This is a genomic window from Ruminococcus sp., assembly GCF_024684275.1.
In genome coordinates this window covers 1-24,595 of the sequence record NZ_JAIKXF010000044.1, presented here as the reverse complement: position 1 = coordinate 24,595, position 24,595 = coordinate 1, and the positions used below count along the sequence as shown (strand labels likewise).

General features: G+C 37.4%; 15 protein-coding genes. 7 read left to right on the top strand and 8 right to left on the bottom strand.

From position 1 onward, the window contains the following. Nucleotides 1–189: 189 nt before the first annotated feature. Both K5677_RS04625 and K5677_RS04620 read left to right on the top strand, forming a co-directional pair. Nucleotides 190–7,548 (top strand): leucine-rich repeat protein, encoded by a 7,359-nt coding sequence (locus K5677_RS04625; RefSeq protein ID WP_296725229.1) that lies wholly within the window; start codon nucleotides 190–192, stop codon nucleotides 7,546–7,548. Between the two features lie 326 nt (nucleotides 7,549–7,874). Continuing rightward, entirely contained in the window at nucleotides 7,875–9,332 is a 1,458-nt protein-coding gene (locus K5677_RS04620) for an MAC/perforin domain-containing protein (RefSeq protein ID WP_296725227.1), read from the top strand. A gap of 666 nt (nucleotides 9,333–9,998) precedes the next feature. Here K5677_RS04620 and K5677_RS04615 read toward each other — a convergent pair. The 8 genes from K5677_RS04615 to K5677_RS04580 all read right to left on the bottom strand — a co-directional run bounded on the left by K5677_RS04615 (nucleotide 9,999) and on the right by K5677_RS04580 (nucleotide 18,081). Then, the gene (locus tag K5677_RS04615; protein ID WP_296725241.1) at nucleotides 9,999–10,421 is read right to left on the bottom strand and encodes a VanZ family protein; all 423 of its coding nucleotides are present in this window, start codon (nucleotides 10,419–10,421) and stop codon (nucleotides 9,999–10,001) included. 325 nt (nucleotides 10,422–10,746) lie between these two features. After that, on the bottom strand, nucleotides 10,747–11,067 hold the full coding sequence (locus tag K5677_RS04610) for an SMI1/KNR4 family protein (RefSeq protein WP_296725239.1): 321 nt from the start codon (nucleotides 11,065–11,067) through the stop codon (nucleotides 10,747–10,749). A gap of 88 nt (nucleotides 11,068–11,155) precedes the next feature. Further along, entirely contained in the window at nucleotides 11,156–11,653 is a 498-nt protein-coding gene (locus K5677_RS04605) for a DUF6756 family protein (RefSeq protein ID WP_296725224.1), read from the bottom strand. 636 nt (nucleotides 11,654–12,289) lie between these two features. Continuing rightward, nucleotides 12,290–13,072 (bottom strand): site-specific integrase, encoded by a 783-nt coding sequence (locus K5677_RS04600; RefSeq protein ID WP_296725222.1) that lies wholly within the window; start codon nucleotides 13,070–13,072, stop codon nucleotides 12,290–12,292. Nucleotides 13,073–13,438: 366 nt separating this feature from the next. Then, nucleotides 13,439–13,666: a hypothetical protein gene (locus tag K5677_RS04595; protein WP_296725219.1), complete on the bottom strand. Its 228-nt coding sequence runs from the start codon at nucleotides 13,664–13,666 to the stop codon at nucleotides 13,439–13,441. 45 nt (nucleotides 13,667–13,711) lie between these two features. Then, the gene (locus K5677_RS04590) at nucleotides 13,712–14,230 is read right to left on the bottom strand and encodes a hypothetical protein (RefSeq protein WP_296725215.1); all 519 of its coding nucleotides are present in this window, start codon (nucleotides 14,228–14,230) and stop codon (nucleotides 13,712–13,714) included. A 153-nt stretch (nucleotides 14,231–14,383) separates the two neighbouring features. Continuing rightward, nucleotides 14,384–17,473, bottom strand: a complete 3,090-nt coding sequence (locus K5677_RS04585) for a DUF87 domain-containing protein (protein WP_296725213.1) — start codon at nucleotides 17,471–17,473, stop codon at nucleotides 14,384–14,386. A 254-nt stretch (nucleotides 17,474–17,727) separates the two neighbouring features. Further along, complete coding sequence (locus K5677_RS04580) at nucleotides 17,728–18,081, bottom strand: hypothetical protein (RefSeq protein ID WP_296725211.1); 354 nt, start codon at nucleotides 18,079–18,081, stop codon at nucleotides 17,728–17,730. Nucleotides 18,082–18,362: 281 nt separating this feature from the next. Here K5677_RS04580 and K5677_RS04575 point away from each other — a divergent pair, with 281 nt between their 5' ends. The 5 genes from K5677_RS04575 to K5677_RS04555 all read left to right on the top strand — a co-directional run bounded on the left by K5677_RS04575 (nucleotide 18,363) and on the right by K5677_RS04555 (nucleotide 23,778). Next, on the top strand, nucleotides 18,363–20,144 hold the full coding sequence (locus tag K5677_RS04575; RefSeq protein ID WP_296725208.1) for a hypothetical protein: 1,782 nt from the start codon (nucleotides 18,363–18,365) through the stop codon (nucleotides 20,142–20,144). 516 nt (nucleotides 20,145–20,660) lie between these two features. Further along, nucleotides 20,661–21,587: a DUF1848 domain-containing protein gene (locus K5677_RS04570; RefSeq protein ID WP_296725207.1), complete on the top strand. Its 927-nt coding sequence runs from the start codon at nucleotides 20,661–20,663 to the stop codon at nucleotides 21,585–21,587. A gap of 303 nt (nucleotides 21,588–21,890) precedes the next feature. Further along, nucleotides 21,891–22,175, top strand: a complete 285-nt coding sequence (locus K5677_RS04565) for a hypothetical protein (protein WP_296725204.1) — start codon at nucleotides 21,891–21,893, stop codon at nucleotides 22,173–22,175. Further along, nucleotides 22,145–22,768 carry a relaxase/mobilization nuclease domain-containing protein gene (locus K5677_RS04560; protein WP_296725203.1) on the top strand — a complete coding sequence of 208 codons (624 nt, stop codon included), beginning with the start codon at nucleotides 22,145–22,147 and terminating at the stop codon, nucleotides 22,766–22,768. Before K5677_RS04565 ends, K5677_RS04560 begins: the two co-directional genes overlap by 31 nt. Before the next feature lie 233 nt (nucleotides 22,769–23,001). Then, the gene (locus tag K5677_RS04555) at nucleotides 23,002–23,778 is read left to right on the top strand and encodes a PhzF family phenazine biosynthesis isomerase (RefSeq protein ID WP_296725201.1); all 777 of its coding nucleotides are present in this window, start codon (nucleotides 23,002–23,004) and stop codon (nucleotides 23,776–23,778) included. The last annotated feature ends 817 nt before the right edge of the window (nucleotides 23,779–24,595 follow it).

Sequence of the window (24,595 nt, the reverse complement as noted above, 5' to 3'; positions counted from 1 at the left end):
TGCTATTCGATATTTTGAAAAAAGTAGTTGAATTAATACCATTAATTGCGATTTTTTGATAAATTCTTACGATTATTGGTCTATATTTGCGCTTTTAATCAGATTTATTGACTATAAATCTGATATATGATATAATTACTAATAAATTCTTCGAATTTGTTAATAATTATATCAAAGGAGCGCTAAAAAATGTTCAAACGTTTCATTGCTGCATTATTAAGTACAACAATATGTACTTCTGCAGTAGTATCAAGCAGCTCGTTTTCTGTCGGGTGTACATCAGGCCCAGATCAAAACAAGCCGCAAACAACAGATTATGGCTTTCAAGCAACGAATTCTCTTGCAAGATACATTGCTAATCAAGCGCAAGAAAGCGATGCTCAGATGCCATCTGTTTCACAAAGTGCTGAATCTGTATTTGAGATCACAAAAATTGATTTTGACGACGAGACAGGTGATTTCTGTGTAACTTCTACTCAGTCTGTAGATTGTACGCTTCAATTTGACATTTTTGATGAAGAGACAAATAAACTTGTAATTTCTCAAAAGCTCACTGCAAGATCAGGAAAATACGTTAAAACAGAAGGCAGTATTGATGTTGCAGAGCTTCCTCAATATTACATAATAAATACCTGTCTTCTTGGCTTTGGAGGAAACAGAATAAGCAAGGAATACTCTAACAAGGCACATATAAAAGTAAGACAGGAGATACTCGCTACCGATGTTAATGACTTCCCTGCTGAAAACGTTGTTAACTTCGATGAAAATGAAAATACTAATTTTATCGTTCTTAATGAAAACACTGTAAAAGCTGAGATTTCTGACACTTACAACCAGCTTGTTTCTGCTGACTACGATAATAACGTATTCCAAATAGGAAATGCTGATGAAACTGTTAAAAATATCGAGAATGGTCAGTATTTTTTCTTCTATCCTAATGAAGAAGATATAATCGCTGTAGCCGTTGATGAAGTTTCAACAGATGGCAATATCACCACCATTAAGGGTAATGATGATATTGGCGATATGTTTGAATTCATTAAATTTGAAACGTCAGCTACAACAGAAGATACAACATTTGATAATTCTGAAACAGGTGTAGGGTATGAATACCGAGAAAACCCTGAAACAGGAGAATGCGAAATTGCTTTTGATCCAGAAGATGTTGATTATATTATTTCTCAGGAAATGAAAGAATATGGTGCTTCATACAGCGGCACTTATTCAGAGTCTAATTCTTTTCCTGATGCTCCATTTGATATTTCAGCGTTTACATTTAATCCAACGATAACAGTATCTATAGAAGTCAGCTTTAACTATTATGATAGTTTGACTTATACTGAATTAGAGTTTTCAATTGAAAAGTCGTTTTCAATTGGAATAAGCGTAAAAACAGGAATAGAGAGATCAAATTCTATTACTCCCTCCAAAATACCTAAAATTCCTCAAGCAAAAAAAGAAATAGGTGTTTTAAATATTCCAACTGAAATACCAGGTATTGTAATAATAATAGGTTTATTTTTTGAATTTGAATTATCAGCAGAAATGGAGGTCTCGGTATCTTTTTCCGTAGCAACTGGTTTTACTTATATCAATGACTTTGGTACCAAAACGTATACACCGTCTTTTTCTGTTGAACCTTGTGAATTTTCATATAAAGTAAAAGGAACGGTATACGTTGGGTTATGCTTTGAAATTGGACTCGCTTTTATAGATAGATGGGTATGCTCTATTGCTTTAACATTATCTATTGGTGTTCGAGTAACCGGTGAAATATCTGCGACCATAGGAGCGGGTAGTATAACAGGGTCTGTCACCAGCTCGAACGAAGCCCCTATTTCAGGATCTATTGATATAAATGGTTTATATGGTAATATAAATGTTATCGGTTGTCTCGATGCATCACTTGATTCAATTCATGCTTGCAGCACTTGTATAGATGGTGATATTGAGTTGGTTGGCGCTGGAGGTGTTGCTATAACATTTTTGGGGGAAGAGAAAAAATACACAATTTGTGAAATATCAACTAAATTAGCAGATTGGTATCTTTCTTTTGGAAAACTTGACCCCGATGCAGCATCAATTTATCCTGTTGTCGATGATGATAATTGGCTTTCTAGTGCCAATGAACAGTTCTTTGAAATCGGGTTGGGAGAATGCCCGAATCAGGCGTACAGAGTAGATTTGGATTATAATGGTATTACTGATAATACAGATTATGACCTAGAAGAAAATCAAAACCTTACTCACGCCCTAGATGATGTTTCATTGGTGATACAAAACTACAAAACGAAACAAAATGTTGATATAACTTCTATCCCGACTTATAAAACATACAAGTTTTATTGTCGTGATGGTTCATATACTGCCATTCTCACAGTAGGTGGACATGTATTTCGAAAAAATTTTACTGTAAATGGAAGTCAGAAGGATGTTCACATAACAGGTGCTATCAATAGTAATGGTACGTTAAGCGAAAATACAAATTCATCTGATGATGATGTAAGTTCTTCTTCTGTTACTACAACAACTGTTACAATGGCAAGAGTTACTCCTATAACAACTACTAAAAGAGCAAATCCTGCACCTAGAACAATAGAAGCTGTACAGCTTGGTGATAATATCATTGGTATGCTCTATAGCAATGGTCAGCTGAATGTACAAGGCTACGGCGAGATGTATGATTTCAATAGTGCTCCTTTCGCTAAGGGTGATACTGTCAAAGAAGTGTTATTCTGGGACAGAGATCCTGAAAATGGACTTGTTATAGAGAGCATAGGTAACCATGTTTTTGATGGTTTCTCAAATCTTAATACATCAACCATTAGCAGAGACATCAAACCAACAGAAGATAAACTATTTCTTCCAAAACATATTAAAAAGATAGGCGCATATGCTTTCAAGGATTGCTCATCTATAAAGGAAATAATTATAGGTAACGAGCTTGAAAGCATCGCTGAATTAGCGTTCCAGAACTGCACAGGTATAACAGAACTTGTTATCCCTGATTCAGTCACAGCTATCGGCAGACTTGCTTTCAACGGCTGTACTTCCCTTACTGACCTTATTCTTCCGTTTGCATCAACTGATAAGAGCTATACAGACTTAAATGTTGAAATAGCTCCAAATTGCTCAGTTTCGGATATGTTTATTGATCAGTATAATAGCTGGAAAAACGAAAACATGGACTTCTCCGACTATTCTATTTCAAATATTACTATAACAGGTGGCGAAGTCATCCCTTCTTATGCATTTTCTAATATGACCGTACTGAAAAAAGTCGATCTCAGCAATACTTCTATAAGTTCAATTGGACACTATGCATTCTGGAATTGTAATAACCTTGCAGAGGTCAAGCTTCCTAAGACGGTTACAACACTTGGAAATTATTCATATTTCGGAACACCTATAACGGCTCTTCCTGATAATGGAGCTATTACCTCAGCAGGCGATTATGCTTTCGGTGAATGTTTAAATCTGGAAAAGGTAATTGTTCCTTCAAGCTATACTTCTTTAGGTGAACATGCATTTTCCGAATGTACTAACTTAACAGACATCACTGTTCCTGAATCAGTTACGTACATGGGTAGACTGATATTCAATGGTTGTACCTCGCTTGCAAATCTTACAATGCCATATGCAGCAATATCAAAAGTATGTACAGACGCAGAGGGAACCATAGACCCAAATTGTTCTGTTTCGGATATGTTCCTTGATCAGTATAATAACTGGGAAAATAATATGATGGACTTTTCCGGTTATTCTATCACAAATATTACTATAACAAATGGATACAGAATACCGGACTATGCTTTCTCAAATATGACAACTCTTAAGGAGATAGATCTGAGCAAGTCAAAAATATACGATATAAACAAATGTGCTTTCTTGAACTGTAAAAACCTTGCAGTTGTAAAACTTCCAAAAACAGTTGCAAATATTGGTAACTATGCATTCTATAACACTGCTATCCCTACTCTTCCTGATAACGGAAAGATCAAGAGCATAGGCGACTATGCATTTGCAAACTGTTCAAAGCTTACATTCACTACATTCCCTGAATCATATACAACTATAGGTTTTGGTGCGTTCCAGAATTGTACAGGTATAAAGAAGCTTGTTGTTCCTGCAACTGTTACCTCAATGGAACGACTTATATTCAACGGTTGTACTGAAATGACAGAGCTTACTCTTCCATATGCTGCAACAAAACAAAGTTGTGCTCTTACAGGTGGTGATATTGATTCAAACAGATCCGTAGCAGATATGTTCCTGGATCAATACAATAACTGGGAAAACGGTAATATGGAATTTACACCTTCATATCATCTTGAAAAAATCACTATCACAGGCGGTGAAATAGTACCTCTGTATGCTTTCTCACATATGACAAGTGTAAAGGAGATCGACCTTAGTGGTACAGAAATTGCAGCTATCGGCAAATTCGCATTCAATGATTGTACTGCACTTGAAAAAATATCTTTACCTGATTCGCTAAAAACAATTAATGAATATGCATTCCGTAATTGTACATCTTTACCTGAAATTAAACTGAATGATGGACTTAACAGTATTAGCGAACACGCATTCCAGAACTGTGAAAAGTTTACATCAATATTTATCCCTGATTCAGTAACATCAATGAGCAGACTTATTTTCAACGGTTGTACAAAGCTAGAAGAATTACAGCTACCATATGCTGGAACGGTAAAAAGTTGTACATATTCTGACGGGGAAAACAATCCTAATTTTTCTGTTGCTGATATGTTCCTTGATCAGTATAATAACTGGGAAAATAATATGATGAATTTCTCAAATTATGCTATCAGAAAGATCACAGTAACAGGCGGCGATAAGATTCCTTCATATGCATTCTCACATATGCAGACTCTTGAAGAGGTTGACTTCAGCAGTACTGCTATAAATACGATTGGTGATTACGCATTCTGGAATTGCAGCAAACTTGCCACTATAAAGATACCTGATACTGTTACATCTATCGGTAATCTATCTTACTATGGCACACCTATTACAAAGCTTCCTGATAACGGACATATCAAGACTGCAGGTAACTATGCATTTGCAGAGTGTCATAATCTTGGCGATATCACTATACCAAATTCGTATACTAGCTTTGGAAGTTATGCATTCCAGAACTGCAATAGCATTAAGAAGCTCGTGATACCTCCGACAGTTACCTCCATGGGCAGAATGATATTCAACGGCTGTACTGCATTGAAGGAGCTTACACTTCCATATGCGGCTACAACATTAAATGTCACTCAAGGAGAGGCAAATGAAGATCCCAATTACTCTGTTGCAGATTTATTCATCGATCAGTATAATAACTGGGAGAATAATCAAATGGACTTTTCTGCATATAGTCTTACAAAGATTACTATCACAGGCGGCGACATAATTCCAAAGTACGCTTTCTCAGGTATGAAAAATCTTGAAGAAATTGACCTCAGCAATACTAAGATAACAACAATCGGAGATCATGCATTCAACAATTGTATCAATCTTTCAAATCTTAAATTCCCGGCATCTCTCAAGAACATAAACTCATATGCATTCACTAACTGTGAGTCAATGACCAACTTTGAGCTTCCCAGTGGGCTTAGAACTATCGGAAATAATGCTTTCCAGAATTGTATCGGAATAAAAACGCTCTTAATCCCGGATTCTGTAACATCTATGGGGTTACTTATGCTCAACTCCTGCACAAATCTGGAATTTCTTACTATACCATATGCAGGAATAGTAAGAACATGTACAGAAATTGACGGAGAATCAAGTCCCAATTACTCTGTTGCAGATCTGTTCATTAATCAGTACAACAATTGGGAAAACAGTAATATGGACTTTTCACCGTATAAGATTGCAAAGATAACTATTACAGGCGGGGATAAGATACCAAAATACGCATTCTCTGGAATGAATATTCTCAAAGAGGTCAATATCAACAATTCAGGCGTTGAACTTGTAGGCGATCATGCATTCAATGATTGTCCGGATCTTGAATTTATAGAAATACCCGACAGTGTTAACTTCATAAAGGAAGGTACTTTCACGGGAGATTCAGCAGATGTATATATTTATAATAAAGAATGCGATATAGCTGATAAGGCATTTGATGAGCATTACAGCGGAACAATTCATGGTTATGCAACTTCAACAGCAAAGACATTTGCAGAAGAGAAGGGATATAAATTCATTCCATTCGATGGCGAAGTTATTATAGGACCTAAGAATATTACTATGCTGACAGATGATAAGTATACTGTTAAGTCTGATTACACAGAGCTTGAATATGCTTCGTCTGATAATAAGGTAGCAACAGTTGATGAAAATGGAGTTATAAGTGCTATTGCAGCAGGTAAGGCTGCTATCAGCGTTAAGGCTTCAGATGGAAAAACAGATACTTTGAATGTTGAAGTAAATGCTAAACCTGTTCCCGTGACTACATCTACAACAGCCGGAACAACAAGCCAGACTACAACAACTACATCAACTACAAGCAATACTACAACAACATCCAATACTTCAACTACATCAACAACAAGCATCACTACAACATCCACTACTTCAGCTACATCAACAACAAGCAACACTACAACATCCACTACTTCAGCTACATCGACAACAAGCAATACTACAACATCCAATACTTCAACTACATCGACAACAAGCAATACTACAACATTCAATACTTCAACAACATCAACAACAAGCAACACTACAACATCCACTACTTCAGCTACATCAACAACAAGCAGTACTACAACATCCAATACTTCAACTACATCGACAACAAGCAATACTACAACATCCACTACTTCAGCTACATCGACAACAAGCAATACTACAACAACATCTAATACTTCAACTACATCGACAACAAGCAATACTACAACATCCAATACTTCAACTACATCAACAACAAGCAACACTACAACATCCAATACTTCAACAACATCAACAACAAGCAATACTAATACAACATCCACTACTTCAGCTACATCAACAACAAGCCAGAATACTGAAATCTCTACAACAACTTCTACATCACAGATATTGCCAGTAACTTCGATCACTGTAAGTAATGGTGAACAGTATTCAATACCAATCACCGGTAGCGAAATAACATTCAAATCAAGTAATACTGATGTTGCAGTTGTATCAAAGAACGGTGTGATTACAGCTGTCGGAGCAGGAGAAGCGGTAATTAGTATCATCGATCCGGATTATAATGTTATACAGTTAACCGTTACTGTAAGCAAAAATGAAATTTCATATAATCTTGGAGATGTCATTAACGATGGTAAGATTAATGCCGTCGACGCATCCGAAGTTCTTACGTATTACGCCAATATTTCTACCAATAAAGAAGGCGGATTCACAGATACTCAGAAACTTGCGGCAGATGTTAACAATGATGGCTTGGTCAATGCTGTCGATGCTTCTTGCATTCTTGCATATTATGCTTATCTATCAACTACAAAGGAAGAAGCTAAGATGAAAATAGGAGAATATCTGAAGCAATAATATCAAGCAAATATCCATATTTTGTATATTTAGCCGGGCACTGCCCGGCTAATTCTTTTGTAAACATTTTTTTGATGCTGACCAATAAAAGTTCATAACAGCATATTTGATTTGTTGGACCAATCATTGCTACTGATATTACATATGTCATTTTTTTAGTGACAAATGTCACTGAGAAAGTGACAAATGACATCTTTTCAGAGTCTTAAGAACTTGTTATAATAAGACCATACCACAGAGGTAAGGAAAAGTTCAGGCGCCGAACGGTATTCCTACAGACAGAATATATAAATCAAATAATTATTATTTTTAAAGGAGAGATTGTTATGGAAAAAATGTCATCAACAGCATTAAAGGGCCTTGCACATGCTACTGCAAGAACTGTAAGAACAGGTAATCGTCGAACAAGACCTACAACACCAACACCTGCCGAAAAGACTAACACAGTAATCGGATATGGAATCAATGCATTGACTGCTAAATACCCAGGAATAAGAGACGTTCCCCGTGTTCATCCAATACTCAATGCAAGCGGCAGAACAGAAAGCAACATTGACGAAGTGTCAATACCGTCTACCGACTTTAAGTGCGCTGTAGAAGAATCACTCACAGATTTGTCTGAGAGATTTTCTCTTAAAACATCTGCAGACGCTTCGTTCTGTGGATTTAAGGCAGGATTTACAGCTGAGTATTCAAATTCTAAAAATAGCACTGAGGAAAGAGCTTACACCAAGATCTATGCACTGACTACTATATATCGCGAGCGTTCAAAGCTAAGTAATTATATCCAGAATCTGGATTCTGAGTTTTCTGCAGATCTTAACTCGTCATTGTCGCCGGCTACGTTATTTGAAAGATACGGAACTCATCTTATCGTTGGCGCATACTATGGCGGACGTGCTGATGTCAGTCTGTCAACTCTTAAGAATACAGATGAGGAAACATCAGAAATTAAAACTAAGGCTGAAGCAGGCTTCAAGGATATTGCTAAAGTAAGCACTAGTACAGAATGGAGTAATTTTGTGAAAAATATGTCGTCCCGTTCGAATTTTCATGCTTCTTCTATTGGTGGAACAGCTTTTGACACCACATCGATGGACAGTTTCCCTTCAGCTTATAAAAACTGGCTTTCTTCGTTTAATAAGTCTAATAGTGTATTTTGTGGTATTCCAGAAAATGGAGCATTTGTTCCTGTATGGGAATTAACTACAAATACAGCACGAAGAAGCGAACTGATGAAGTACTATGATTCAAAGGTTGCTGAAATTGACGGAGCACTTGCTGCAAATGATTCATATATAAATGATATTGTGGTCGTTTATGACAGTAAACCGAATAGAGCCAAAGAAAAGTGCCCTAGAGGTTATTATCTGATTGATGCTGACCTAAATAAAGGATGTGGTTCTGATACGGATTATATTTATCTTTGCTATAAATTAGGCGGTAAGGCAAATGCTGTTACAAATATTCTGTGTGAATACGATGATAAGGAGCTGAAACCAATGACTTGTAATGTTTTGGCGCCTGACGGCATTAGGGCATCGTATAGCCGCCATGCAGAGGATCTTAATCATAACGGAGGAGGTAAATATATTTATCTGCTTACCACTAAAGATAAAAAATATGCTCCTATTCGCCGCCTTGACGTTGATTGCAGTTCTATTTCAAAAGCAAAGGGGCGTGATTGGAGTACCGTAACATGGAAGAATAGCAGGGAGATTGCAGACGTAAACAAAGGCTGCGGTGGTAAAACAGATGATATCTTTATTCGCTACAAGAAATAATATATACTGAATAAAAATGAAACATAGGAGCTGAATTCCTGATGTTTTTAAGCGCAAAATAAAAACAGTCACATCAACATGTGACTGTTTTTTGCTTTGATTTGAAAAATGCGTTGAAAAAGCTGAGATGTTAGTGGAGTAAGAAATTTAGTAAGCGTCAAATAAAGGACGTATTCCTCCCAAAAGGAATCTGGTGTATAATAAAGTCTAAGCAGCTCCATAGACTAAATTAGATAAGCTAAAATAGTCTATGGAGTAAACTGGACTAAATTAGACATAGGAGGAATACGTCCTTTATTTGACGCTTACATTTGTTTTTCTAAAACATTACCGTTTTTGCGCAAAAAGATTACTCAAGAACAAAAAAGTCCTCACAGCCGAAACTGTGAGGACTCGTTGTTTTTATTCAGATAAACACATTAACGTGAATATCACGCCAGCTTAGTATCCTACGCTTTGTGGACTTCGCGTAAAGGTATTCTTTAGCATCGTCCAGATTCAACGTAAAATAGCCAATTTGTGTGTATTTACGAATTACTTGCTTTCGCTTATTGCAGCCTGTACCGTGGATAGTGTGGAAATCATAACACAATTCACAAAAGGCTATATTTCACCGTAAATATGATTCCCCCCTTTACATTATATCACTCATTCAGATATTTTACACTAAGACACATCATTACGACTTTTTCGTATAGCAAATAAAATACACGCTCCGATCAAAACACCGCTTGTATTTAGTATCACGTCATCAATATCTGTATGCCTTTCTGTACATAACAACTGGGAAAGCTCAATAAAGATAATAAAAAAGATACCGGCAAACACAGTTTTTTTGATACTATCAAGCTTTCTAAAACAGATAGGCCATACTATTCCTACAGGTATAAACATTGCTATGTTCCCTATAATATTGATAAGCCATCCATCATATCTGTCAAAGAGAAAAAAGAACGGGATTAAACTAATCATGTCAGACAATGTAGTTGAAAATCCAATCGTTAGAGTACCTATTTTCCCGTCAACAAAATGTAACGGGAAGTATACAAATCTTGCAATAACTACAAGGCATATGTATACAAGAAGCATCTGAAGTTCGCGTTTTACCGAAAGCTTCTTGAATCTGATCGCAATTATGAATCGCACAAGTATCCAAATGAGTGTTATAAAAATAAACATCTGTAGATAGGAAATCTCGATCATAGTCACTACCGCATCCTTCCTTTAGCAGATAGCTGATAAATCCCGTGTTTATAATATTAACCTGCTTACTATCTATATTATACACTGCACTATCACCCAAAGTCAAGATTACATATATGAACGAAGAAGTCCCCTCACGGAGACTCTATGTATCTTTTTTTCATTAGTTTTGGCTATACCACGGTACTAAGCTGAATAAAGCTTTATACAACTATAGATTTTTCCAAAATTCATTTACCTTCTCTGCAAATGTTTCCATATCATTGCAAAGATAAGTTATATCCTGTTTGTCAAACAATGACGGAACGTTAAAGAACATTCCGTTAGAATCTATACCGCAAAATTCATCTCCGCCATCAGAACCAATAACTATGTGTTCTGGTAAATATTTCTTAATTTCATATTCATCGTTTATTTGTTGCAATTCTTCAATGCGATATAATGATAACCAAGTTTCCTCGATACTTCCTTCGCCGCCATTATGTTTTCGCATAAAATCAATATAGCTTCGAGGTAATTTGACATCACTGATCTCTGTAATATCATCTCCGATATATGGTTCATTGAACTGAAACTCGCTCTACATAATAATACTCCCTTATTCTCCTGCCTTTGTTAAACTATCGGCTATACATAATGGCATTTTCTTCTATATGACTGACAGCTATAAACCAGTTGAATTTTGAAGAAACGATATAAAAATCACCAAGATACCACATATCATTCAGAACAACAAACATTTCATCGATTTCTCCCTCATATACCCATCCATCAGATAAAATTAAAAAAAGCTTGGTTTCATTATCAGGTATTGCTGATTCTATCGCACTCATGTATTCACACCAGTTATTTGTCCTTAAAATACAATCTATCCCTTCTTCTTTTAGGTCAGAACGAAAATGCATCCTGTTAATTTTTAATGACCTTGGATTAGCAGGAAAATTTTTGATGTCTGAAAAAGAAAAATAGAACTTTTTGAGTATATCAACATAATTCAGCTTTGAAAACTCATGAAAGCGGTTTCGATCAATCTGTTTTTCCTTGATTATTTCTTCGATACCATCTCTGTAACAATTATCTTTATGCGTCTCACTCGTGTTAAAAATTTCATATTCCAAACTATCATCTTCTTTCGATGAATTAATGCTTATCAAAGTTACCTACTATTTACTCATATTATACACTGCTGCAGCATAGAAAGTCAAGGAAACAAGAGTTTTCAAGCATATTTGGAATAAAGTATCATAGATTCCCAAATGAATTCATTACTGCATAGAATATGAGTCCAGCCACCCAATGAGCGGCTGATATAATATCATAAAGAATAAATTGTTGCATTAGCAACACATGGTTGTATACATCATCTAAATGTATGGAACTCGGTGTTTCAAACGGCAGTTATTTGCCTATATAGCGTAATATACTAACGATAATTAATTTGGAAATAAAATATATAGATACGTAAAATCGACAAATACTTACTATACTCTCCACTATTAAAGCCGTATGGAATAGCGTATGGAATAGGTCTGAAAAATGCCTATTTTACGTGAATTTTTCTTCTGTTTATAGAAATCATCTTCTATTCAATTAAAAAAAGAAAAATGGCTGAATCTCGCTATTTTACGCGATACAGCCATTTTTCCAACTCATTATTTGAGCGGACAGAGAGGGATTCGAACTTCTATAAATCGCCCGCAAAAGCCTATATTTAGCCACTTTTGAAATGCCGTGTGACGGCGTGTGACTTTTTTTCATGCAGTTTCAACTGCTTTCTCATCTTCATTATTAGCCGCCGATTCTATGGCTGACATGAAGAAATCATTGATCTTATTCTGACACTCATTCTCCTTCGAGAACGTTGTGTGAGTGTATACCGACTTCATAATGTTGTCTGTCGACCATCCTCCAAGCTTCTGGATATAGTTGCTGGGAATACCGAGATCGTTAAGAGTGGTAGCGAACTCATGGCGAAGCTTGTGGAAGGTTATATTATAACCAGACTTCTCCATGATCTTCCGAAAGTGACCATTAATAGTCTGATAGCTCATATTCACTATAAAGTCTGTTGGTTCCTTGTGGGGAACTTTCTTTATCAGGTCATATATATAAGGTGGCAACAGGTTTGTACGTGTACTTTCATAAGTCTTGTTACAGTCCCTGAGGATATCACTGCCGTCAAAATAGATCCTCGCTCTTTCGATAGAGATTGTCTTCCCATCGGGAGAAATGTCCCTGAACTGTAGTCCTCTTACCTCGCTGACTCTAAGAGAGAGCCACATAGCCAGCAAGCACGGAAGCTCGATGTCAGTACCTATAATAAGCTTGATGACTTCACTGGCTTCGGGAATAACGATATTCTTTTTCTTCTTTGGAGGCAGTGCAATGCGCTTAGTATTAAGCTCAACGCCCTGTACTCCGAGAACGCTTTTAAGAAGCGCAACGGATTCCTTTATAGACTTATGGCTAAGTCTTGCAGCATCCTGATTTACAGCGAACTGAACATCGTTGATAGTAAGTGCATGTATTTCAGTCATCATAATGCTCTGGAGACGTGTATTCTTAATTATATTATAACCGCGAATAGTTGCCGGAGATAAGACATTATCGCGAGCTGTTATGTACTGGGTAAACGCCTGACCCACGGTCATTGTTTTAGCATTAGCACATGCACCGATACTATTCTTGAATTTTAACGCCTCAAAAATAGCATCATCAGCTGTATCACCTGTAAACGACCGTACAATACGTTTGCCTGTTTCATCTCTTCCAGCTACTACCTGTACCCTATATGATCCTGAAGGTAATTGTGTTGCCTTCATTTTCAAATTCCTTTCATAAGAAAACGAAAGGCTGTTCTAATAATATTATACAGCCTTTCGCAACTTTTGTAAAGAAGTTTTTTAGAGTGCCATGAGATCGTCAAGCTCCATGCCTGTAACATAAAGCAAGTTGTCAACACGACCGAGTGTTACATTTTCTGCGGACTTGTCATACTCGTGAAGCGTTCTCTCCCCTATCTGCAAGTACGAAGCAAGTTCTGCATCAGAAACTTCCTTGAGCTGCTGCCAATACCTTATTTTACACCAGATTCTGCGATACAGCGTTATGCGAGTTGCTTTCTTAGCCATTATCTTCACCTCCTCTGCTTACAGTATTTTTTATCACAAGAACTATCAGAACTTAATTTCGATAGATCCATTTGTGTAGTTGATAAAATTTGTTAACTTTTCTAAAGTCATCGTACGAGCAGATTTGTCGTAGTCACGCAATGTACGCTCGCTTATTCCGAGTATCCTTGCCAGCTCAGAAGCTGTAGTACCTGTAGCCCTCTGCCACTTGCGTATTGCATACCATAAGCGGTCGTATATTGGGATATTAACCTTGTTTTTTATCTCCATACTATTCTGGGCTTCGGAAGAATGCATTAAATTTTCTGTCAGAGACTTTAAAAATCTTTGCTCTGAACGAAGCTCAGAAATGCAGTCAAGGATTACCTCCTGCTGGATCTCATTACGTATTTTCGGTTCAAGCTCAGCTGTTAATTCTTCCTTAAGAAATTTACGCTGTTCCTCAAGCCCCCTATCAAGATCTTTCTGATAGAATTCTTTATATGCCGCTTGAATATCAAACTTATTGCCAGAAGATAGCAAGATATTGCATGTAATATAATCGTCAAAACTTTCAATTTTCATTTTAACACCTCTTTTTTGAGAGGAGCGGCACAAGGCCGCCCCATTTATTCTTTTTTAGTTGTGTCCATATATTATGCAATACTCTTATTGATGATAAGAGTCAATATAGGTGTAATTCATGTGCAACGTAAACTTATCTAAAGAGGACACCTATCATAATACGTTGCCGTAGTAGTTATCTGGTATCTTCGGGTAGTCGTCAACGTGCCCACTAAGTACAGTCGGAACGTTACGTCTGTAGTTCTTGCTGAAGAGATTGCTCTTAACGATGATATCTCCACGTTCCATACTATCGAAGCGTTGCATAGCAGCCTTATTAAAATGAAGCTCTGATGCAATTGCGATTGCAGAGTTCGGTGTTGGGCGAAGAAAAATCAATGTGCCAGCCTTCCCCATTACTGAACCAAGGTCAGTGTTATGTGCGTAATAATCCTGTGTTGCTCCAAAGAAGGACATATGACTTTTTCGACCCTCTTTCATGACCTTTCGAATAGGACTTGTCTTCGAAAAATTCTGATTTTGAAGCTCGTCGATAAAAACATCCAGAGCAATCTGCGGGTTGTCGTGCTGGTAGTTGTAAAGAGTTGCCAGCATCATATCAATAAGCTGATTGCCTGATTCGGTATACGCCGAGTCCGTACGAATGATTGTTATCTTCTTCGAGATAGCAAGAAAACGGTTCCACGTTCTGTCAGCCATGCCACATGATTCGATATCCTCAAACAGTGGTTCAATGCGATTGAGGAGGCTACCCAAAGTAGCATCTCCGCCATTCTTACCACCACCATTAAGACGACGGAGAATAAAATTTAAAGTATTTCTGTCACACTTCTCGAGTTCGGAAGGATTATAACCGCACGCTTCCAACTCATTCAAAAGAGGTTCAAGATAGTCTTTCACGTTTTTAGGTGTGAAAAGCTCTTTGTTGATACCGTTGAGCTTGTTAATAATCAAATCACATGTGATTCTTCCGTTGTTGCCAAGCTCAGTTATGACTTCTGACAATATCATACGAAGTGCGTTGGACTGCGGAGGACTAAGCTCGCCAATACCCGCCTGCAATATTCCGAGTAGTGTTTTTTTCTTCGTAGGAAGACTGGCATTGTAATCTATTTCGAAGAGATTGATAGGTATTCCCTCTTTGTCAAGGTCGTAAATAGTTACGTAATTATCAACAAAACTCTTTGACAGATTGCGACAGAGCGCTTTATACGAGAAGGAATCAGAGCTGTCGAACACGACTACACGATGTCCGAGCATAAAACATTTAGCTAGGAGCTGTGCCAGTAAGTATGATTTGCCCCAACCACTTTGGCCTGTTATGTAGAAATGCCCGTTTTCCTCATCCCTATAACATATCTGCTTTCCTGCAACGCGACCGTTGCCATCGTTGAGGATAGTTAGGAAATCTTCTTGAGGTATTTCATCTTTACAGAGCAGAAACGATTCGCTTTCAGGGTTGTTAATCTTATACAAAACATCAGCATCAAGTATTTCTGCGGAGATGTTGTAAAGATACAGGCGCTGAAACTCTCCGCTGCTTGTGTGAAGCTTTACAGGGTGAGTATTCCCGTCCTTACTTTCAAGTGCTTTAGTCTGATTGAGAGCTCTCATCAGATTGTCGAGATTGTGCGTTGTTGTCATCTGAGAAAGAACTGCTTCGACGATCTCGTTTGGTATATAAATACAGTTACCATCGACAATAAAGGATTTACCGTCATTATCAAACGTCATGTTACGACACTTTATAACCGGACGTATTGATTGAGAGCGAATCATCTTGCTGAGTATCCTGGAGAAGTCGCACTCAATTGCGTTGCATGAATCCATTATACGGTCGCTCTTGCAGTCAACAGTCTGGATGAGAACTTCTAAAGATTCTTCATTAAGCATGTTGAATCCAAGAAACTGTCTAAAAAAATTATTAACAATAATAAGCATTGTAATTGTGTCAAGGCTTTCACCTTGTATTCTTTCAGGCATATTCTTACGACAATTTGAAATAACAGACCCAATAAAAGACTTAATTTCTGCTAAGTGAGAAGATATCGTTAATACTATCAGAGCGTCCATCTCACTGTTCACCGCTTTTATTTCGTCAGGTGCAGCTTCGACTCTGATACCGTCAGTATTGATAACGACAACGTTTTCACACGCGAGTCTTGTCGCAATATACGCAGCATTTTGTGATATAACTGCCGTCAGCCCATTCCCTTTATCGTAGTTTATAGCATCTTTTCGGACTGATTTTATAATACTCTTTATACCGGAGGTCATTTTCTTCTCATCGTCAACGAAACAATCATCGATATACAAAGCTATACCGTCATAAGTTAAATCCCGCTCTGCTTCGATCTTATCCTCGCTAGAACTAAGAGTCGGTATCGGGAAATTATCGATATCATTTGTTGCGAGCATTGCCTTCAGTTTATCCTTGGTAAGTCCTTCTGACGGTTCTGCAATAAGGAACTGCTTGATATCAAGCCCGGATTCAATGAATAAACGCTGGAAGAGGCTTCCTATACGATATAATCCGATGAACTGAAGCGAAGAATTATTAGCGTAGATATTGAGCCAATTTTGGCAAATCTCCTGAGTAGAATGAAGAAGAGGTGCTAGCTTTCTGCGTTGAACACTCGGTGCTAATAAGAAGTGAGGTATGTACAGATGCGCCGTATTGAATGCAAAAATCAACTCTCCATTTTCAGTAGCATTCCAGCCCTGATGCGGAAACATTAAGATATCCTGCGTCGTAACTGTTTGAAGAAGAAAGGATATAAGATTGTTAAATTTACTCTTAGTACAACCAGGATATTTAAAAATCTCCTTGAGGTACTTGTGGAATGAGTCCTTGATATAATCGTCTTGAGGGATCATGGTTGTGAAAATCTTATCTTTAACTTGATATTGTAATATTACAAACCGAAGCTCCCCATCCGGGTCCTTATTCTTGTACTGGCAGATAATATTAAATCCGCCTGTGATAGGCTCTGATTTTACTTTGCCCTTATTGTTCGCTATCTCCAAGCACCATCTATCAAAACCATCCAATTTGTATGACGTTTGATTGATAGTGACATCCGGAGCAGGAGAAGCATTTCCGCTATACGGTTCGCCATATGCGTATCCGTATGACGACAGCGGAGAAATATAAGTGTTATTCTGTCCGAGCAAGTTGTTCACGGGTATAGTGTTGAACTGCCCCATTCCAGCCAAAAGCCCATTGTTGTTGAGTACATGCATAATCTTCACTCCTTAAATATTTTAATCATCATCTCAAAAAACTATTAAAAAATTCCGAAAGGAACGGTCTTGGTCAAAAATCCAATTCTTTTTTTCCCATTTTCTTAAAGAATTCTAGAGAAACTGAAAAACGATTCTTATGCAAACCTATCCTTAGTAAAATCCAAAATGTTTTTTAGTTGAGTTTTATTCTTCGAACGGGGCATAAAGCCCCGTTGAAAGTACATGTAAATTCTCTTGATTTGTACTTGACACTATTCGACGCCAAAAGTTGCTTTGAGATTTTTGTAAAATTCATCAAGCGATTCTTGATCGAGATAGGAACATTTTTCGTCATTAAAATCATAATCCCTTATAGCCTCGACCAAAAGATCTGCAGCAGTGTAAGGGTCTGCTGCAAATGCAGGAATATAGAAAAGTAAAGGATCCAATATCAGCGGATCATGAGAGGCGTAAATGCACTCATAATGCGCCCTTAAAACTGCAGACGGAATGCTTTTGATAATTTTTTTGCCAAAATGTTTTTTCAGTTCAATCTGGGGAGCAACTTTCTTCTTAAGCAAAATAATGTCATTCTTAATCATATTGAACTTTTTTGATTTTTCCATAGTAATTTCCTCCTGTATTTCACAGAGACAGAGTCGTGAAGAAGAATGTTTCTCATTCCTATTGCAAATGTTCGCTTCCTATACTATAATAGTATAGAGCGGTACCTAAACCTTGCTTTTCACACATGAGTCCCTGCATTTGTTTAATATATTAGCATCGGGTACCTAGCTATGCTAATACTGATTATACTCTCGATATTACTAGTTTTCTCGTTTTGGGAAATTTTCCCAAAATCCTGTAAACTCAAAACTTGCTATCAGATGTTGAGGTGAACAATACTATGAAAAACGGAGAAGACAAAAAAGTCAAAGACATTCGACGTGATTATTTCAAAGAACTGATTAATGATGTTTTCCAAATAACCACAATCAAATGTGACAAAGGGATGGATGAAAAAACACCTACAACAGTTATACTCGGCAAAGGAACTCCTCTCAAAGATTGTTCCTTCAAAGCAACCGACTCCAAAAAATATGAAGACTTGTTTATAGCAACCTTTGTCGATAAAGAATGTGTATTCATGTACAAAGGCACTAGTAAAACACCAATAGAATTCAGTCGTGATAAAGCTATAGCAAATGCGGTAGATTTTTTTAAGATGTATGACATTCATCTCAATTATGTATTTCATAGCCAAACAGAAAAGTCCCTTTTCTCCCGTATGATATATAGGTATATTAAGCAGCTGCTGAACGTTCTATTTTACAACTATCAATCTGAGGATACAGAAACAATCAATGATTTATTCGAAGTAAAGTATCGAAAAGCACTTGATAAGCTCCGCGATGAAGCGAATACTCTGGATATATACGAGCTCATCTACAAAAACACACATTGGTCTGATGCGGAGTTTATCACATATAAAGGGGTTAAACCAAATGACTGCGACAGTATCATGTTGGTAGAAAACTTCTACGATTTGAATAAATCCATTTATCATGAAGATATTGATAGGTGTGTTCATATGCGTCCTTCAGATAGGAGAACCTCTTTCATTTACAATGATGAGAACTATTACATGTCTTATGAACTGTATAGAAGAAAAGACTTGCCTATTAAGTATCATCCCATACAAAGGTATATCCCAGTTGAGATAATAGATCTATCAGAAGGTCAAAAGATAGTTAATAGACTTGACAATGTGAAATATGTTCCGAAGTTCGTATGCATCGCTTTCCGCAAAAAAGATATAGAGGATGATCTCAAAAAAGCAAGTGAAAAAGACAAAGAAAGACTCGTTAAAGAGCCATATCTTACTACATTCGAACGTATCATACAAAATAAGAAAGACCCTGTCATCATCAACAATCTAGAGGACTTGGGAAAGGCTGTCTATAACAAACTTGAGACTTACGTACAAATAGAATACATTTCTAAAATGTACACTGCAGAAAGGAAACTAGTTTTAACTCCTATTGAACAGGTTGTAATACTGATCAAAAAGTTAATTGATATTGACTACAAGAGATTTTTTGATGATGTTAACTACATACCAGAAGCTTTCTCCAAGGGCTTTGAGCGGTTTATGCAATTCCTCAAAAAACATAAAATCAAGGTAAGTTCAAAGGAAATCATTTACAAATATCTCATTTCATTGTGGATATCCGGATTCAGTGATAGATTGGACGGACAAATTGCAATAGAGAATGTTGAATCTTACAAGGGTAAAAACTTCAATCAACTTCTTGAGAAGATCGAGGAGCTAACATCAATCCAGGAAAAGGAAGCTAATGAGGAAAAGAAAGATGAGCTAACAATAACCCAGGAAAAGGAAGCTAATGAGGAAATGAAAGATGAGCTAACAATAACCCAGGAAAAGGAAGCTAATGAGGAAAACAAAAAAGATGACATTCTAAAGGAAGCAAATAAACTATTCATCTCTTTCTATACCACTAACAAGGAAGAAATTGACAAATTCAATAAACAGACTGATGTAAGCAAAAAAGAGAATTTTGAAAACGAATTTGAATACTGTCTGGACAGAGGGTACAGTCCTTATCTCTCTCTGAGACAATCATTGGTTGCTTTTAGTAAAATTCTTAGGAAAGCATCATCGCAGTAACAATAGTAAATTCATGTTCTTTTTCGTACAATTCTCAATCAACTTGATAGAGTGAATATCGTGTCCATTATTCAATCACATACCACATCGATTACGGATTTCGTACATTAGCACCATTCAAAAGTATCAAAAACCGCCATATTTCAATACTTTTGATTCTGACTATCTTCCAAAATCCGTAATCGCCCTATATGCGTATTACATTTAACAATCATAACAACAAGAGTCCCCGCAATTTGCGGGGACTTCGTTTTGGTAATTTCATATTGTGAAGCAATGGCTCATTGAAAGCAGGCAACCTCCATTGTCGTACAAATTGAAGAAAATATGTAACCGCCCTTAGGCGGCAACCAATCACTTCTCAAGATGTTTCATGTAGCTTCTGTTTAAGATTTGTAGGAGTGTCTATTGAAAGAATATACCTTTTATGATATAATCGTTCTTATAGAGCGGCACATCAAAATTTAACTAAAGGACGGCAAATATACATTTGATGCCAGAAGGTTAGGATGAATTATGATATTAAACACAGGAATGAGAACAGATATCCCTGCATTTTACTCTGAATGGTTTATGAACAGGATACGCGAAGGCTTTGTACTTGTACGAAATCCGTATCGTCAGGACTGGATAACTCGTTATGAGCTTAATCCTGATGTTGTGGACTGTATATCTTTCTGCACTAAGAACCCTGCTCCGATGCTTAAATACATTGACGAGCTTAAGTGCTTTAATCAATACTGGTTTGTGACTATAACTCCCTACGGAAAGGACATCGAGCCCAATGTGCCTCCGAAAGAACAAGTAATGCAAGATTTTATAACACTGTCTGAAGCTCTAGGCGTAAACCGCGTCGGGTGGAGGTATGATCCGATATTTATTGACAGCACATATACCGTTGAACGCCATATATCTGACTTTCAGAATATGTGTCATACACTTTCTGGTTTTACAAGAGTATGTGTTATCAGCTTCATTGACCTGTATGAGAAGGTTCTGCGCAACTTTCCGCAGGCAAAAGCAGTAACTCCGCAGGAGCGTATCGCCATTGGTAAGGCTTTCGCAGAGATTGGGCAGCGTTACGGTATAACGATCAAAGCCTGTGCTGAGGGAAACGACCTGGCGCCATACGGTGTTGACTGTAACGGCTGCATGACTCAAGAGACATTTGAGACTGCTGTAGGTTGTTCGCTGAATATCCCCAAAAAGAAATCCATACGTTCGGAATGTAGCTGCATCCTTGGCACGGATATCGGAGTGTATGAGACTTGTGCTCACCTCTGTCGCTACTGTTATGCCAATTCCAACAGAGAAAATGTCAGACGCAACATGACTCTACACGATCCTTCTTCCCCATTTCTTGTTGGTAATCTCCAGTCAGGAGAAATAATTCATCAGGCGAAGCAAGTCAGTTGGATTGATAATCAGTTATCGTTTTTCTGAATATGCAAATATCCTCTCGATGATTCGGGAGGATATTTTTTTGTATTACAAACTTACTACTTAGTAAGAATGTATGACAAACGTGCTTATATACCTGTATTATTAGAATACTAGTATACTAGATAGAAATACTAGTATGTATTATCTAGTATATAGTAAAATGATTATAATGGGAAATGAAGAGGTATGGCATCATGTATCTAGTTATCATGATCATTATCTCAATTCATCATATCATCATTCACATGTATACACACAATATGTCATCATTCTTGAATCTAAATTAACTGGAGGTTAAAACAAATGAACAAAGGTACAACCCCGAAAACGTTTAGAATTCCTAACGACATAATTGCAGATATCGAGAAAACTGCAAAGGAAAACAATACCACATTCTCGAAAGAAGGAATTAGCAGGTTAAGCAACAAGGGGAAAGAAAACAAGAATATACCGGTAATTCTGGCAAAGACACAAACCATAATCAACTTATGCATGGAAGGCGTAAAAAAAGGAACCATAGAACCAATACAGAAAGCTCAGGAGGTGGAAAAAAAGTTATGGGCAAAGACTATGATATCCTCAAAGTAATCACTCACGCTGACGGTGGCGAGGAGTATTCAAAGAATGCAACCGAATATCCATCCAAGGGAGAAGACTGTGTCGGGTTGAGAGGATATGGCGTAGATCCAAACAATCCCGAAACAGCAAAGATGCAGTTCGATACCATGGCTGAATATTTCGGTAACGAAGGAAAGAACGAGTATATTCACTTTGTGATGTCATATCTGAAGGAGACTGCTCCAGATGCTGAAACTTCTATGGAGATAACCGACCAGGTATTGGATCCGCTTAAAGAATCTCATCTGATCTTGATAGGAAATCACAAAAAGCCTCGTGAAAAATCTAATTTTCACGGACATGGTTTCGTTGGGACAACGGATATGGAAACTGGCAAGTTGCTTTATCCCAATAACAAACTGAACTTCACTATGGCTCAGAGAATGGCTGATATCATACAGAAACCGGTTGAACTCGTAATCGAAAAGAAGAAAGTTCCTGCAACAATTAATGCTCAGAATATTGAGAACTCTGGAGCTGAAAGTGATCAGAATACAGTAACCAACGAAAATAACAAAGACTTCACTAGAGTCTTCTATCCTCACAATTACCCCAAATATTGAACATAAATCGTTTTAATCCCAAATCATACCCCCTTTCCGACCTATTCCCTAAGCAGAACAGCTTTGCATATCATGCTTAACTCCCGGCCTTTGTGCCGGGAGAGCTGTTCTCTAACTATGCTATAATATAACCTTGAAACTTGTACTTGACACTTCAGCTTCGATATGATATTATACTCGTAAGTAACTAACGTATAATTAACCAAATGAAGTTTACGAGACAGGAGGAGCGAATGAAACAATACATCGTAGACGCATTCACTGACAAGGTATTCTCTGGGAATCCTGCTGCTGTATGCGTTCTTGACAACTTTCCAAGTGAAGATATCATGCAAAGTATCGCTACTGAGAATAACCTATCCGAGACGGCGTTTGTTGTAAAAGAGAATGAACGCTATCATATACGCTGGTTTACTCCCAAAAGTGAGATTGATTTCTGTGGTCATGCTACTCTGGCAACTGCGTTTGTGCTCTTCAATTACTATGCTCCTGATACTGATACTCTCAACCTTTATGGTCAGATCGGTGAGTTTACTGTTCATAAGAGAGATGATCTGATAAGGATGAAATTCCCTGCGTATAAGCTGGAACATATCGAGATAACAGACATGATGATCGAAGCTCTCGGAACTATTCCTCTGGCAGCATACAAAGACCGGGATATACTGTTCGTTCTGCGTGATGAAGATGAAGTTCGGGACTTGAAACCTGATATGGAACTTATCTCAAAACTGGACGGAGCGTGTGTTGCTGTTACTGCCAAAGGTCGAGACTATGACTGCGTTTCACGGGTATTTGCTCCAAGATACGGTATGAATGAGGATCCGGTTACTGGTTCAACACACTGTATGATTGCTCCCTATTGGAGCAGGAGACTGAACAAACCGGACATAACTGCATTTCAAGCGTCTAAGCGTACCGGTATCCTTTACTGTGAATGCATTGGAGATAAGGTAATTATCTCCGGTAAAGCTATACTTTTCTCAATAAATGACATTGTTTCTTTGTGATATACCTGCGCCGCCTTCGGGCGGTGCTTCTGTTTTTATCGTTCTTTTATTCAAATTAATGTATCTACCTGTTATGGGGAGACTGGCTGTTTGATACTATGAAAGAATACACTGTAACTGATGAAGATGAAACTTGATTCAGGTAAATGGGAGCTTGGCGGTTGTTGTATCAGCGACGTTGAAATCAACTGGCTTGTGTTCAGTACAAATTCGACATGAAGATGCAACGACTGCAAAAAAGACTTCGGTAAACCACCTATCGTTATTTCCAAGAAGAATGATACTGTTGATGATATCAGGAATATCGTTACTTCAATCAAATTCTCTGTAGGTGGATTCTTCCAGGGATTTACAGATATTATCATCAAAAGGAACGATAAAGGGGCTATTGTAACTGTCGAACAGATACTATATAGCGAACAACCAGTAGAAACGGAGATAACCTCTACTAAGTGGAATTATATCGTAAACACGCTATATGGACCATTGTACCTTAATGAATGGAAAAAGGATTATGTTAACAATGATATTCTTGACGGTACACAGTGGAGTCTAGATATTAATCTCACAAACAACCGAAAGCGCTCATATAACGGCAGTAATGATTATCCGCCGTATTGGAATGAACTGCTAAAGGTATTCAGGCAATTTGCCAAGATATAAGGATGACCTCCCCGTATGGGTAATGTCATTAAGCTAACTGAAAACGATAAAGAAGCAGGAGTATGTTTGTATGTAAGCGAACAAACTCCTGCTAATACTTACAGCAAAACGGCATGACGAAAAGACAGATCAGAGATCTGCCTGAAAAAACATT